12 protein-coding genes are annotated in these 12,263 nt (G+C 62.0%); 10 read left to right on the top strand and 2 right to left on the bottom strand.

The window, feature by feature from the left end; genetic code table 11:
- Positions 1-31 precede the first annotated feature (31 nt).
- The 5 genes from QZM15_RS09195 to QZM15_RS09175 all read left to right on the top strand — a co-directional run bounded on the left by QZM15_RS09195 (position 32) and on the right by QZM15_RS09175 (position 4,913).
- Positions 32-688, top strand: a complete 657-nt coding sequence (locus tag QZM15_RS09195) for a CoA transferase subunit B (RefSeq protein ID WP_124659260.1) — start codon at positions 32-34, stop codon at positions 686-688.
- Between the two features lie 88 nt (positions 689-776).
- A complete protein-coding gene (locus QZM15_RS09190) occupies positions 777-2,150 on the top strand; it encodes a 3-carboxy-cis,cis-muconate cycloisomerase (RefSeq protein ID WP_302106252.1) in 1,374 nt (457 codons plus the stop codon).
- Positions 2,150-2,935, top strand: a complete 786-nt coding sequence (pcaD, locus tag QZM15_RS09185; RefSeq protein ID WP_302106251.1) for a 3-oxoadipate enol-lactonase — start codon at positions 2,150-2,152, stop codon at positions 2,933-2,935. Before QZM15_RS09190 ends, pcaD begins: the two co-directional genes overlap by 1 nt.
- Positions 2,936-2,945: 10 nt before the next feature.
- Positions 2,946-3,332, top strand: coding sequence for a 4-carboxymuconolactone decarboxylase (pcaC, locus tag QZM15_RS09180; protein ID WP_089468856.1), 387 nt, complete (start codon positions 2,946-2,948; stop codon positions 3,330-3,332).
- 222 nt (positions 3,333-3,554) lie between these two features.
- Positions 3,555-4,913 (top strand): MFS transporter, encoded by a 1,359-nt coding sequence (locus QZM15_RS09175; RefSeq protein WP_302106250.1) that lies wholly within the window; start codon positions 3,555-3,557, stop codon positions 4,911-4,913.
- Positions 4,914-5,043: 130 nt separating this feature from the next.
- Here the strand turns inward: QZM15_RS09175 and QZM15_RS09170 are convergent, their stop codons facing one another.
- The gene (locus QZM15_RS09170) at positions 5,044-5,292 is read right to left on the bottom strand and encodes a hypothetical protein (protein ID WP_059581274.1); all 249 of its coding nucleotides are present in this window, start codon (positions 5,290-5,292) and stop codon (positions 5,044-5,046) included.
- 108 nt (positions 5,293-5,400) lie between these two features.
- On the bottom strand, positions 5,401-6,018 hold the full coding sequence (locus QZM15_RS09165; RefSeq protein WP_302106249.1) for a LysE family translocator: 618 nt from the start codon (positions 6,016-6,018) through the stop codon (positions 5,401-5,403).
- Positions 6,019-7,076: 1,058 nt separating this feature from the next.
- Between QZM15_RS09165 and QZM15_RS09160 the strand changes: the two genes are divergently transcribed.
- The 5 genes from QZM15_RS09160 (at position 7,077) to QZM15_RS09140 (ending at position 12,170) form a co-directional block, all read left to right on the top strand.
- Positions 7,077-7,433 carry a helix-turn-helix domain-containing protein gene (locus tag QZM15_RS09160; RefSeq protein WP_302106248.1) on the top strand — a complete coding sequence of 119 codons (357 nt, stop codon included), beginning with the start codon at positions 7,077-7,079 and terminating at the stop codon, positions 7,431-7,433.
- Positions 7,434-7,720: 287 nt separating this feature from the next.
- On the top strand, positions 7,721-8,356 hold the full coding sequence (locus tag QZM15_RS09155) for a hypothetical protein (protein ID WP_302106247.1): 636 nt from the start codon (positions 7,721-7,723) through the stop codon (positions 8,354-8,356).
- Positions 8,337-10,286 carry a Mu transposase C-terminal domain-containing protein gene (locus tag QZM15_RS09150; RefSeq protein WP_302106246.1) on the top strand — a complete coding sequence of 650 codons (1,950 nt, stop codon included), beginning with the start codon at positions 8,337-8,339 and terminating at the stop codon, positions 10,284-10,286. Before QZM15_RS09155 ends, QZM15_RS09150 begins: the two co-directional genes overlap by 20 nt.
- Before the next feature lie 10 nt (positions 10,287-10,296).
- Entirely contained in the window at positions 10,297-11,205 is a 909-nt protein-coding gene (locus tag QZM15_RS09145) for a TniB family NTP-binding protein (protein WP_124456729.1), read from the top strand.
- Positions 11,202-12,170: a TniQ family protein gene (locus QZM15_RS09140; RefSeq protein ID WP_174390295.1), complete on the top strand. Its 969-nt coding sequence runs from the start codon at positions 11,202-11,204 to the stop codon at positions 12,168-12,170. Before QZM15_RS09145 ends, QZM15_RS09140 begins: the two co-directional genes overlap by 4 nt.
- Positions 12,171-12,263: the final 93 nt, after the last annotated feature.

Here is a 12,263-nt window from a genome sequence, read left to right as displayed (position 1 = left end):
AAGCGCCAACTCCGGTCGACAGGAAATCGACATGAAACGACTGACCCGCGATGAAATGGCCAAGCGCGTCGCCCAGGATATCCCCGAAGGCGCGTACGTGAACCTCGGCATCGGCGTGCCGACGCTGGTGGCGAACCACCTCGACCCGAGCAAGGAGATCTTCCTGCACAGCGAGAACGGCTTGCTCGGCATGGGCCCGGCGCCCGCGCCCGGCGAGGAAGACGACGAACTGATCAACGCCGGCAAGCAGCACGTGACGCTGCTCACTGGCGGCGCGTATTTCCATCACTCGGATTCGTTCGCGATGATGCGCGGCGGCCATCTCGACTACTGCGTGCTCGGCGCGTTCCAGGTGTCGGCGAGCGGCGACCTCGCGAACTGGCATACGGGTGCGCCCGACGCGATTCCGGCCGTCGGCGGCGCGATGGACCTCGCGATCGGCGCGAAGCAGGTGTTCGTGATGATGGAGCACCTGACGAAGCAGGGCGAGAGCAAGATCGTCGCGCGGTGCTCGTATCCGGTCACCGGCGTGCAATGCGTGAGCCGCATCTATACGGATCTGGCCGTGCTCGACGTGACGGCCGACGGCCTCGCGGTGAGCGAGATCTTCACCGACCTGTCGTTCGACGAACTGCAGAAGCTGACCGGCGTGCCGCTGATCGACGCGACGCAGAAGGCCGCCGCCTGAACGGCAAGCGTGCCGGTGCGCGCATTCGAGCGCACGCCGGCGCGCTTGGGTAGACAATAGGCGCACGCCGTTTCCCCATCTTGATGCCATGCTCGAAGACAGCGCCCGCCTGACCTCCCTGATCTGCGGCACCGAGCCGCTCAACCGGATCTGGTCGCCCCGCGCGACGATCCAGCGGATGCTCGACGTCGAGGCCGCGCTCGCGCGTGCGCTCGCGGCGCAGCAGGTGATTCCCGCCACCGCGGTCGCGCCGATCGAACGCGCGTGCGACGCCGGCCGGCTCGACGCCGATGCGCTCGCGCACGGCGCGGCGCTCGGCGGCAATCTCGCGATTCCGCTCGTCAAGCAGCTCACCGCGCAAGTGAAGGCCGACGACCCCGAGGCCGCGAAGTTCGTGCACTGGGGCGCGACCAGCCAGGACATCATCGATACCGCGACCGTGCTGCAGTTGCGCGACACGCTGGACGTGCTCGAGCCGATGCTCGACGAAGCCTGTGCGTCGCTCGCGGCGCTCGCGCGCACGCATCGCGCGACGCCGATGATCGGCCGCACGTGGCTGCAGCAGGCGCTGCCGATCACGCTCGGCCTCAAATTCGCGCAGTGGCTCGACGCGCTGCTGCGCCATCGCACGCGTTTCGCCGAGTTGCGCGAGCGTTTGCTCGTGCTGCAGTTCGGCGGCGCGGCCGGCACGCTCGCGAGCCTGCGCGAGCATGCGGCCGGCGTGAGCGCCGCGCTCGCGTTCGACCTGAATCTCGCGCTGCCGGCCGTGCCGTGGCATACGCAGCGCGACCGCATCGCGGAAGCCGCGGCGTGCTTCGGCATGCTGACCGGCACGCTCGGCAAGATCGCGCGCGACGTGTCGCTGCAGATGCAGACCGAAGTGGGCGAGCTCGGCGAACCGGCGGCGGCCGGCAAGGGCGGCTCGTCGACGATGCCGCACAAGCGCAACCCGGTCGGCTGCGCGGCCGTGCTGACGGCTGCCGTGCGTGCGCCGAACCTCGTTGCGACCGTGTTCGCGGGGATGGTGCAGGAGCACGAGCGCGCGCTCGGCGGCTGGCAGGCCGAATGGGACGCGTTGCCCGATCTCGCCCGCCTGACGGGCGGCGCGCTCGCGCAGGTCGCGCAGATCGTCGCGGGCCTCGACGTCAACACCGAACGCCTCGCCGCGAACCTCGACCTCACGCACGGGCTGATTCTCGGCGAAGCGGTGATGCTCGCGCTCGGCGACAAGATCGGCCGGCTCGATGCGCACCACGTCGTCGAACATGCGTCGAAGGAAGCGGTGCGCACCGGCGCGACGCTGTTCGACGTGCTCGCGGCCGACGCAACCGTATCGGCCCACCTGTCGCGCGACGCGCTCGCGCGGCTGCTCGATCCCGCACATTACGTCGGCGAGGCGCATGCCTACGTCGACGCCGTGCTCGCGCTGCACGCGGGCGCGAAACAACCAGGAGAACATTGATGCCTTTCGCCACTGTCAACGGCGTGAAACTGCATTACCGGATCGACCGTGCCGCGCGCGGCGACGCGCCGTGGCTCGTCTTCTCGAACTCGCTCGGCGCCGATCTGCAGATGTGGGCGCCGCAGATCCGCCCGCTCACGCAGCACTTCAACATCCTGCGCTACGACACGCGCGGCCACGGCCATTCCGACGCGCCGGCCGGCTCGTACACGATCGACCAACTGGCGGGCGACGTGATCGGGTTGCTCGACCATGTCGGCATCGAACGCGCGCATTTCTGCGGGATCTCGATGGGTGGGCTGACGGGCGCCGCGCTCGCCGCGCGCTACCCGTCGCGCATCGTGCGCGCGGTGCTGTCGAATACGTCGGCCAAGATCGGCTCGCCGGAAGTGTGGGTGCCGCGTGCGCAGAAGGCGCGCGCCGAAGGGATGGCCGCGCTCGCTGGCGCCGTGCTGCCGCGCTGGTTCACCGACGCATTCGTCGAGCGCGAGCCGCGCCTGTTCGACGCGATCCGCGACACCTTCGTGCATACCGACAAGGACGGCTATGCGGCGAACTGCGACGCGCTGAACGCGGCCGACCTGCGCGAGGAAGTGAAGGGCATCGCGCTGCCGGTGCTCGTCGTGACCGGCGACAAGGACATGTCGACGCCGCCCGACCAGGGCCGCGCGCTGGCTGCCGCGATTCCCGGCGCGCGGCACGTCGAATTCGACGCCGCGCACATTTCGAACATCGAGTGCACGGACGGTTTCAACCGTGCGCTGCTCGATTTCCTGACTGCATGAGGCACCGGCAATGGACGACCAGGAACGTTATGAAGCAGGGATGAAGGTGCGTCGCGCGGTGCTCGGCGACGCACACGTCGATCGCTCGCTCGAGAACCGCACCGAGGTGACGGAGGAATTCCAGAACCTGATCACGCGCTACGCCTGGGGCGAGATCTGGACCCGCGACGGGCTGCCGCGCCATACGCGCAGCCTGCTGACCATCGCGATGATGGTCGCGCTGAACCGCGGCGAGGAACTGGCGCTGCACCTGCGCGCCGCGCGCAACAACGGCGTGACGCGCGACGAGATCAAGGAAGTGCTGCTGCAGACCGCGATCTATTGTGGCGTGCCGGCCGCGAATTCCGCGTTCCATCTCGCGGACAAGATCTTTAAAGAACAGGATGGGGCCGCCTAGGTAGGGCCCCGCAAGACGGCCGGCTGAGTGCCGGCGGCGATCCGATCGCATGGCCGCTGATGCTGGCGAGCCGTGACGATCAACGAGCGCACCGGCAGCGAATCGGCGCGTGAACGAAGGAAAGGCGCGGCCACGAGGCCGCGCTTGTTGCATATATATCAATGTTGGATGCGACCGGTTCGAGCGCTGACGCGCCCACACCGGCCGACAAGGAGACAAGCGATGAACCGCACACCCGTGGTCGATGTCCAGGCCTTCATCAACGAGCAGCCGTTCGGCGGCTTTCAATGGCTCGTATTCCTCATGTGTTTCGTGATCGTGCTGTTCGACGGCTTCGATACGGCCGCGATCGGCTTCATCGCACCGTCGCTGCTCGGCGAATGGAACCTCACCAAGCCCGATCTCGCGCCCGTGTTGAGCGCCGCGCTGTTCGGCCTGGCGTGCGGCGCGCTCGTGTCGGGCCCGCTGTCCGACCGGCTCGGCCGCCGCTCGCTGCTGCTCGGCTCGGTGTTCCTGTTCGGCGTCGCATGCCTGATGTCCGCGTTTTCGAACACGATCGGACACCTGACCATCCTGCGCTTCATCACCGGCGTCGGGCTCGGCGCCGCGATGCCGAACGCGGTCACGATGATGGGCGAATTCTGCCCGGACAAGCGCCGCGCGACCGTGATCAACCTGATGTTCTGCGGCTTTCCGCTCGGCGCCGCGTTCGGCGGTTTCCTCGCCGCGTGGATGATTCCGCATTTCGGCTGGCGCAGCGTGCTGGTGCTCGGCGGCGTGACGCCGCTGCTGCTCGGCGTGCTGTTGCTGCTGAAGATGCCGGAATCGGTGCGCTTCATGGTCGCGAGCGGCCAGGGCATCGACAAGATCCGCGCCACGCTCGCCCGCATCTCGCGCGACGCGCTGAACGCCGGCTCGTTCGCGCTGACCGAAGCCGCGCCGCAGACCGGCGGCAAGGGCCTCGGCGTCGTGTTGTCGCGCTCGTACATCGTCGGCTCGGTGATGCTGTGGCTCGCGTACTTCATGGGCCTCGTGATCTTCTACGCGTCGATCAACTGGATGCCGATCCTGCTGAAGGATGCCGGCCTGACGCCGAAGAGCGCGACGCTGATCTCGGCGCTGTTCCCGCTCGGCGGCGTGGGTGCCGTGCTGTGCGGCGTGCTGATGGACCGCTTCAACGCAAACCGCGTGATCGCCGTGTGCTACGCGCTGACGGCGGTGAGCGTGTATGCGATCGGGCAGGCGGCCGGCAACGTCGGGTTGCTGGTGCTGGTGGTGTTCGTGGCCGGCGTGCTGATGAACACCGCGCAATCGTCGATGCCGGCGCTGGCCGCCGCGTTCTATCCGACCGAAGGGCGCGGCACGGGCGTCGCGTGGATGCTCGGCGTCGGCCGCTTTGGCGGGATCGCGGGGTCGTTCCTCGTCGCCGAGCTGACGCGTCGGCATTTCTCGTTCGCGGGCGTGTTCGCGACGATCGCCGTCGCGGGCGTGCTCGCGTGTGTCGCGCTGCTGATCAAGCAGATGGCGCGGCCGCATGGCGTGGCGCAGCCGGCAGGCAAGATCGAGTCGCTCGGGCATTGAGCGACCGGGGGCCGGTACGTTGTGCCGGCCCAGTGATGATGGATTCGGGGCAGTTGCAAGCAGATCGACCGACGCACGACAGCAGACCAGGCCGCCTTCGCGGCCCGTCGACATTCCGGCCGGCGCACCGTTACTCTTCCGCGTCGTGTTCCTTGACGAAGTTGCGCAGATACGCGCGCAACGCGGCTTCCCGGCGGCGATGATCGTCGTGGTTCGCGGCGCCCATTTCCTCCTCGTCGCCGAACAGCGTCGGCGGCGCGCAGTAAGTGCCGACTTCGATGTTCTCGCGCAGCACGCGGATATCGTGCGTGAGCGGATGATACTCGGCGATCCAGTGCATGCCTTCGATGTGCTCGCCCGCTCTCAGCATTGGCTTCATCGGCAATCTCCATACAGAGCAGCGGCGCAACCGCCGAAGCGGTTGCACGCGCCCGTATCGAAAGGGTACGCCTGCCTCACGTTAAGCTCAACGGGCGCTTGTGAGCGCTTACTGCGGCAGCAGATGGGCGACGAGCGGATACAGCGACAGGATCAGCAGCACGGCCATCGTCACGTTGAAGACGCGCAGCGCGCGGGGATTCGACAGGAAGCGGCGCAGGCCCTGGCCGAACGCGGCCCACAGGCAGATGCACGGGAAGCCGATCAGGATGAACACGACGGACATCCACGCGGCGCTCATCCCGTAGTCGGCGGACAGGCGGACCGTCGTCGCGGCGGTCAGCACCATCATCCACGCCTTCGGGTTGACCCACTGGAACGCGGCGGCTTCGATGAACGTCATCGGCCGCGGCTTGGCGCCGTGTGCCTTTACTTCTCCCGACGTGCCGATGCGCCATGCGAGGTACAGCAGATAGGCGACGCTCGCGGCTTCGAGGACGGTGTACAGGACCGGCACGCGACGGAACGCTTCGCCGAGACCGAAACCGACGCAGAGCATCAGGATCGCTACGCCGATGCTGATGCCGAACAGGTGCGGCATCGTGCGGCGGAACCCGAAGTTGACGCCGGACGCGAGCAGCATCGTGTTATTGGGGCCGGGCGTGATCGACGTGACGAGCGCGAACAGCATGCCGGCTGGCAGCGCGCTGAGGGTGAGGAATTCCATCGCGGATTCTCCGTTCGGGTTCGAGGCTGGGATGGAGTCAGTGTAGCGACGGTTTTCTGTACAGTACCGGTACAGTTGGGTTGACGAATGCCGGTACGGGGAGGGGGTGAAGTTTGGTAGGCGCCCGTTTATTTGTTGGTTTTCAGAAAAGATGTCCGCAGTCTCAATAAGTTGTCTTTGAATAATTGGCTGCCTTTCATGCGTTGGGAATGTAACCCGTGTGGATAGGCAGAAAATGATCGGAGAATATTTGGCAATGACGGCCTGCGACGCAATGTTTAGTCGATGGTGTCAGATCGATGCCACCGCATTGGCGACGCTCAATCGTCGTTTCACGTCTGGGGCGTGTCTCCACAAGCCGATGGAGCTCAATGCTTGCAGGGCGCAAGCCATCTGCCGAAGCTACTCGGCTCGTTCGGCTAACCCTCCCCGTGCAGGTCGATGTGGCATTTGAGCGCATCGCCAAGATTGGCTTCTACGGCCGCTCCGAGGCAGAGGTTGTCGTGATCTTGCTTTAGCGAGAACTTGATCGAATCGCCGGGGATGGCTTTGTCGATCGTCTTGATGACCTGACGAAGTAGACCTAGAGGCTCTGTGCAGCCTTTCTGCGGCACACACTTCCAATTGTCATACCAATCGTGGCGATGTGAGCCATGGCTATTTGTGTTACTTGGCAACCCGGCCCACACTTGTCCTGGGAATGTAACTTTCGCGCAACGGATGCTTGTCGGCCGGCCGGCACCGTTCATCCGTCACCGCAAATCTGCGCGTCGTTTGAACACCTATAGATTAATTTTCGTCGATTTCCTTGCGTATGCCGTTCAGAAGTTTGACGAATGAATCGACCCTACTCGAGAAACATATGAGCCGACACTTGTACAAAAAGGGAAATTATTTTCTTTCTCATTTTCAGCGTTTCCATAACGACTGACTCTATTTTTTGATTCGAACGAGGGTTCTTCCGCCTTTTTTGTCGCGGAGAAGAAGAAAAAATTTACTTGTCCGCCGGCTGGGTCACCACATACATTGGGAGATAGGACACGTGCAGGAGGAAGGCGATGACTCCATTCTCAAACGCATTGGTGCATTACCGAAAGCGCGCCGGACTCAGTCAGACGAATCTGGCCAAGCAACTCGGGGTCGCGATCCAGTACGTGTGGAAGCTCGAGCGCGGAGTGAAGCCGCCGCCGTCGCTTGAGCAAATCGAACGCATCGCTGCGGCACTGGACATGGGCGAAGCCGATGTCGCTTCATTGCTCGATGCGGCCCGGGATTCACAAAAGAAGCTGCGGCTACCTGACGACCTGCACTCGGATACGTTGCGCCTGATCAATCGCCTGGTGCGAGCGTCGACGCGTCTAAGCGGTGACGAAGTCACCTTGCTTGATGAACTGGTGGCGAGGCTAGATCGGTAACGTCATCCTGAAAATGCCTTTCCCCATCAACCTATTGAATTAGGAGTACTGCCTATTAGACAGAAAAGAAAAAACCAACCCTTTACGACGGATTGGTTCTTTCGACCCGACTGAGCGGGAGCACAACTGAAACCTAAGCGACTTCAGTATAGCTCCCCCCTCATCGGCGTCAAGGCCCAACTCGTCTCCTCGTTGCGTGGAAATGACATCCGCGCGGCCGGCGCTCGTCCATTTGGACTGGCGCCCCCCCACATCCACGCGCCCGAAAGGGCGCAGGAGACATCATCATGCCTTCGTACGATACCCGCAGTGGCGGAAATTTTCGAGGTTTCACGCCCTCTGTCAAAAACGCTTGCTCGATGCCTTGGTATTCCCTGGCGGAAGAGGCGACGACTCTCTTGCTCGAGTTCAGCCCTGAGGTACTGCGCTTTCGTAGCGCTCAAGATAGAACATTTGTTCTTCGTGAGGCCGGCCAGCTTTTTCGGTACACGCCGGATTACGAGATTGTGCGGCGCGACAGTTCGACTGTCTTCGTCGAAGCCAAGCCAGCAAAGGATCTGCAGAAGCCTTCAGTGCAGGCCCGCATGGCGCGTGCGAGAGCCGTCCTTGCGGAGCATGGACACGCCCTTTTCATTTGGGATGAACGTACCTACATCTCCGGCACCCGTCACGAGACTCTGCGGCTCTTGCGGCCGTGGCTGGGGCGAATTTCGTCCGAACGGATCCGGGAAGCACAGTGGCTCGTTGAAAAGAAGTATCCGAAAACCCTCCGAAACCTCGTGCATCTGGCCCGTTCGCGCGACGTTGCGTTGACCTGGATCGCCAATGGCGCCGCGGGTATCGATCTCGATGTGCCGCTGACCTCCGACGCAGCCATTTACGTCGCTCCTTCGGAGGTGCGTCATGCAAAAATTTTTGCTTAAGCGTGGCGTCGAGTTCCGTGAGGGCGAGTATGTCTGGCGCGTTCAGACTGCGCTGCCCGATGGTCGAATCGAGCTCAGCTCCGACTACAGCTCGCCAATACGCCTGCACGAAACTGAAATATGGGCACGCCACGGTAATGGGACATGGTCCGTCAGTATCGAATCGCTACGTGAGACGGCTGCGTCACCGATTGTTGTTGCTCGACGTGATGTCACGACCTTCAAAGAAGAAGATCTTGTCGTGATGCGTGCGCGACTCGTCTACCTAAGAGCCGTCGAGGAGGCGAAGTGCTCGCGCGTCCACGAAGTCGAGACCGTCATCAAACGGGTGGCGTGTGAGGTTGGCGCATCGATACCGCAAACCTATCGATCCTTCTGTCGGTGGAGAAAACGCTACCAGCCGTCACGTGATGTCATGGACGTGGTGCCGCGCCATGAAAACAAGGGACGACGCGAAATCCTCGATGGTTCACTGCTCACGCTGGTGGAAGATGTCATCGAAACGCACTATCTCAACGGCCAGAAACTCAACGTCGCGAGATTGTACGATCAAGTAGAGGAGGCCATTGACGCTCATAACGAACGTGACCTGGAAAATCCGCTACCCACGATTAGTAGAGCGACGCTTTATCGCCATGTCGGGAAACTGAACAGCTATCTCGTCACCGCGGCCCGGGAGGGCCGCACCGAAGCACTGAAGCAGTATCGACCGGTGTTCCGTCGGCTCAAAACAAAACGACTCAACGAGCGGTGGGAGATTGACCACACGCCGGTGAACTTGCTGTGCGTCTGTGAGCGCACCCGTATGGTCATCGTTCGTCCCGTACTGACGCTCATCATTGACGCGCACACTCGCATGGTGATGGGGTTTCATATCGGGGCGCGCTCACCTGGCCAGGAGGAGGTCGGATGGGCAATGCAAATGGCCATGCTCAGCAAGCGCGATCTACTGAACCGATTAGGCCTGGGGCATCTTGAATGGTTGGCGCGAGGTGTAGCCGAGATGATCTTCGGTGACAACGCGTGGGAATTCCACGGAGGCGCCACACGAGCTGGCTGCGACGAGTTGGGGATTTCACTCGTGTACTGCCCGAGCCGTGCACCATGGTTCAAAGGCCGTGTGGAGCGGTTCATGCGCACGATAGCGGAACAACTCTTCCATTTGATTCCGGGGACGACTTGGTCGAATACCAAGGATCGTGGAGAGTACCCGTCCGAGAAGCTTGCGTGCGTGACCCTCGAACAGCTAACGGTGTTTGTCGTGCGCTGGATTGTGGAGTGTTACCAGCACGCGCCACATCGTGGCTTGAATGGCAAGACACCGTTTCAGGCATGGCAGGAAAGTGCACGGCTGACTCCTATCTACATGCCGGCCGATCCCGATCAGCTTTCCGTCGCGTTCTCGGACACCATCATGCGTCCGATCACGAACAGTGGCGTGACGTTTGATCACCTGTCGTACAACTCTAGTGCGTTGCAACTGCTTCGTCACAGCATCTCGGACGACGAAAAAGTCAAGGTTCGGTATTTCAACGAGCAGACCAGCTTTGTCTACATCTACGACCCAAGGCAGAAAGAATACCTTCGCGTTGATTGCACCGATCCAGATTATACGAAGGATTTGACCAGATGGATGCACAACGAAGTCACCGGCGCCATGCGAGACAGCAGCATCGATATCGACCCTGTCTCGCTTCGAAAAGCGCGTATCCGTCTCGCAGACGACATTGCCAAGGCGGAGCTTGATCAGAAACTCAAGAAGCGCAAATGGGTTGCGCAGATCAAGGGGAAGTCGAGCAAGGATCTTTTGCTGGGAACCGTCGGCGGGAACGCAGTTGACGACTCCGTCCAGCTGGATCAAGTGGATCCCATGATCGTCAGATTCGATAGTGTTCCTGAATTTTCTGTTACGAAGCGTACCGAACGGTAAGGAGATCATCATGAAACGATTTAATGTCCGTAAAAGCATCGTCGAGCATCCCGATTTCGTTGTTGCGCTCAAGAGCATCGAGGAGATCCATCAATGGCTGCGGGAATCCGGCGAAGCAGGGTGTCTGGCGACGATCGGGGCGTCCGGAGCCGGAAAATCGACCGTGCTCGAATGCTATCGTGCCCAATTTCCGGTGCGAGAGGAGGTGTTGCGCCGGCACGTGCCGGTTCTCTATGTCATCGTGCCTGCAGTACCGACTGTCAGATCGTTGGCCGAAGCTATGTTGATTGCCTTGGGTGAAATTGCGCAAGCTGGTCAATCGAGTGCGCGCCTGACAGAGCAGATTGTCAAACTGGTACACGGCTGTGGCGTGGAGATCATCATGCTCGACGAGTTTCAGCACTTCGTCGAGGGCGATCGCCGTTCGCTGAGACAGGTTGCGAACTGGTTGAAGGTGCTGCTGGACCGGCTCCCAGCTGCTGTTGTGCTCGCGGGGCTGCCGTCGCTGCTGGGTGTGCTACGAGTCAATGGGCAATTGCGGCGCCGGTTTTCTCGCGTGACGGAGATGCGTCCGTTCAATGTGAACACCAACGAAGGCGCCAAAACGTTCATTGGCGTGATGCAGGCGCTCGCCAAAGATATGCCATTGCCGATGACGGATATTGTCGACAAGCGTGTCGTGATGAAGTTGTACTACGCAACTGCAGGACTGGTGGACTACATGTGCAAGCTGTTGAACGGTGCTTATCAGGTTGCCGAGCGACGCGGTGGGAAAAGTGTCACGCTGAACGATTTTGCCGCGGCGTTTCGCGTTCATATCTGGAAGGATGCACCGCCTTCTCGCGATCCCTTCGATTCGAAGTTTAATGGCGTTCCGCTTGACCAACCTGGTGAACCGTTTGCGGAGGACGTGCAATGACGACCCCTCTTCTCCTAGGCGTTGCTCCGCATCGCGGAGAGTCGCTTTCGTCGTTGCTGCATCGCGTTGCCGAGGTCAACGGGTTGGGTGGACCAGGGATGGTCCTGCGCCGCGCCGGCGTGGCTGCTGCTCGGCCGCGCTTTGCCTCGGAGGTCGATGCGCTTGCCCGTGTTTGCCGGCTCTCCCCGAAATTGGTCCGGGCGATGACACCGTTGACCGTGGGCGCGATTGACCGTAGCGGGACGAAGCACGCGAAGATCAGCTTGTATGGCCACTGGGTCGAACCCGATGCAATCCTTGTCGGCGCCAACGAGCGCATATGTCCGCTGTGTATCGCTGAGCATCAACACGTGCTGGGTGTGAATGCTTACGTATTCGCGACGTGCTGCGCTGTCCACGGCGTCCAGCTGCTCGATCGCTGTCCGGGTTGTCGACGAGAAGTGTCGTCCATGCGGCCGGGCGTGGCGCGTTGTCAGTGCGGGACGGATCTCGGGTCGACTGCATGTCAACCCGCGAAGACGGACGATCTGATGATCACTCGGCTCATCGATCGACGCTGGCGCATGAGTTTTGAGCATGATATGCCGGACTGTCCACCAGGCGTTCCACCGGATTTCGCCGCGCTTGACCTTGGGGAGTTGCTGCGTGTGCTTTCGTTTTTGTATCGCGTGAGCGGCGCGACAAGCGGGTCGACAGACAAGGGGCTGCGCTCGAAGGCCATTTCCGAACTGACGCCGCGCATGCAAAAAATCGGACGGATCATGTCGGACTGGCCTCGGGGATTCCAGGAACTGGTCAACGCGGAACGGCAATACCGACCTCGGTCGGGGTCAATCCTGAGCTCGGCCCGAAGCGTTGAGCACATCTCCTTGCGTTTGTTCACGGAGTTGCCGGAGCCTCCATTTGCGTTTCTTCATCGCGCATTGGTCGACGCAATAGGCGGCCAAGTGGTGCAGACCGTGTGACGCGGTGTTCTCAATGAACCGTGGCGATCCGATTCGAATCGGATCGCCACCGGTTCCGACGTGGGACTGCGAATCTGGGTGAGATGAACATCA

Source organism: Burkholderia sp. AU44665 (assembly GCF_030504405.1).
In the GTDB taxonomy this organism is placed as follows: domain Bacteria; phylum Pseudomonadota; class Gammaproteobacteria; order Burkholderiales; family Burkholderiaceae; genus Burkholderia; species Burkholderia semiarida.
The sequence above is the reverse complement of the archived record's forward strand: the minus strand, read 5'-3'. Positions and strand labels throughout refer to the sequence as shown.

Bases quoted from the DNA above. Each gene is read 5' to 3' on its own strand.
- QZM15_RS09165 (WP_302106249.1), bottom strand. From the start codon at position 6,018: ATGGAATTCCTCACCCTCAGCGCGCTGCCAGCCGGCATGCTGTTCGCG.
- QZM15_RS09160 (WP_302106248.1), top strand. From the start codon at position 7,077: ATGACTCCATTCTCAAACGCATTGGTGCATTACCGAAAGCGCGCCGGA.
- QZM15_RS09150 (WP_302106246.1), top strand. From the start codon at position 8,337: ATGCAAAAATTTTTGCTTAAGCGTGGCGTCGAGTTCCGTGAGGGCGAG.
- QZM15_RS09170 (WP_059581274.1), bottom strand. From the start codon at position 5,292: ATGAAGCCAATGCTGAGAGCGGGCGAGCACATCGAAGGCATGCACTGG.
- QZM15_RS09145 (WP_124456729.1), top strand. From the start codon at position 10,297: ATGAAACGATTTAATGTCCGTAAAAGCATCGTCGAGCATCCCGATTTC.
- QZM15_RS09190 (WP_302106252.1), top strand. From the start codon at position 777: ATGCTCGAAGACAGCGCCCGCCTGACCTCCCTGATCTGCGGCACCGAG.
- QZM15_RS09140 (WP_174390295.1), top strand. From the start codon at position 11,202: ATGACGACCCCTCTTCTCCTAGGCGTTGCTCCGCATCGCGGAGAGTCG.
- pcaC (WP_089468856.1), top strand. From the start codon at position 2,946: ATGGACGACCAGGAACGTTATGAAGCAGGGATGAAGGTGCGTCGCGCG.
- QZM15_RS09195 (WP_124659260.1), top strand. From the start codon at position 32: ATGAAACGACTGACCCGCGATGAAATGGCCAAGCGCGTCGCCCAGGAT.
- QZM15_RS09155 (WP_302106247.1), top strand. From the start codon at position 7,721: ATGCCTTCGTACGATACCCGCAGTGGCGGAAATTTTCGAGGTTTCACG.
- pcaD (WP_302106251.1), top strand. From the start codon at position 2,150: ATGCCTTTCGCCACTGTCAACGGCGTGAAACTGCATTACCGGATCGAC.
- QZM15_RS09175 (WP_302106250.1), top strand. From the start codon at position 3,555: ATGAACCGCACACCCGTGGTCGATGTCCAGGCCTTCATCAACGAGCAG.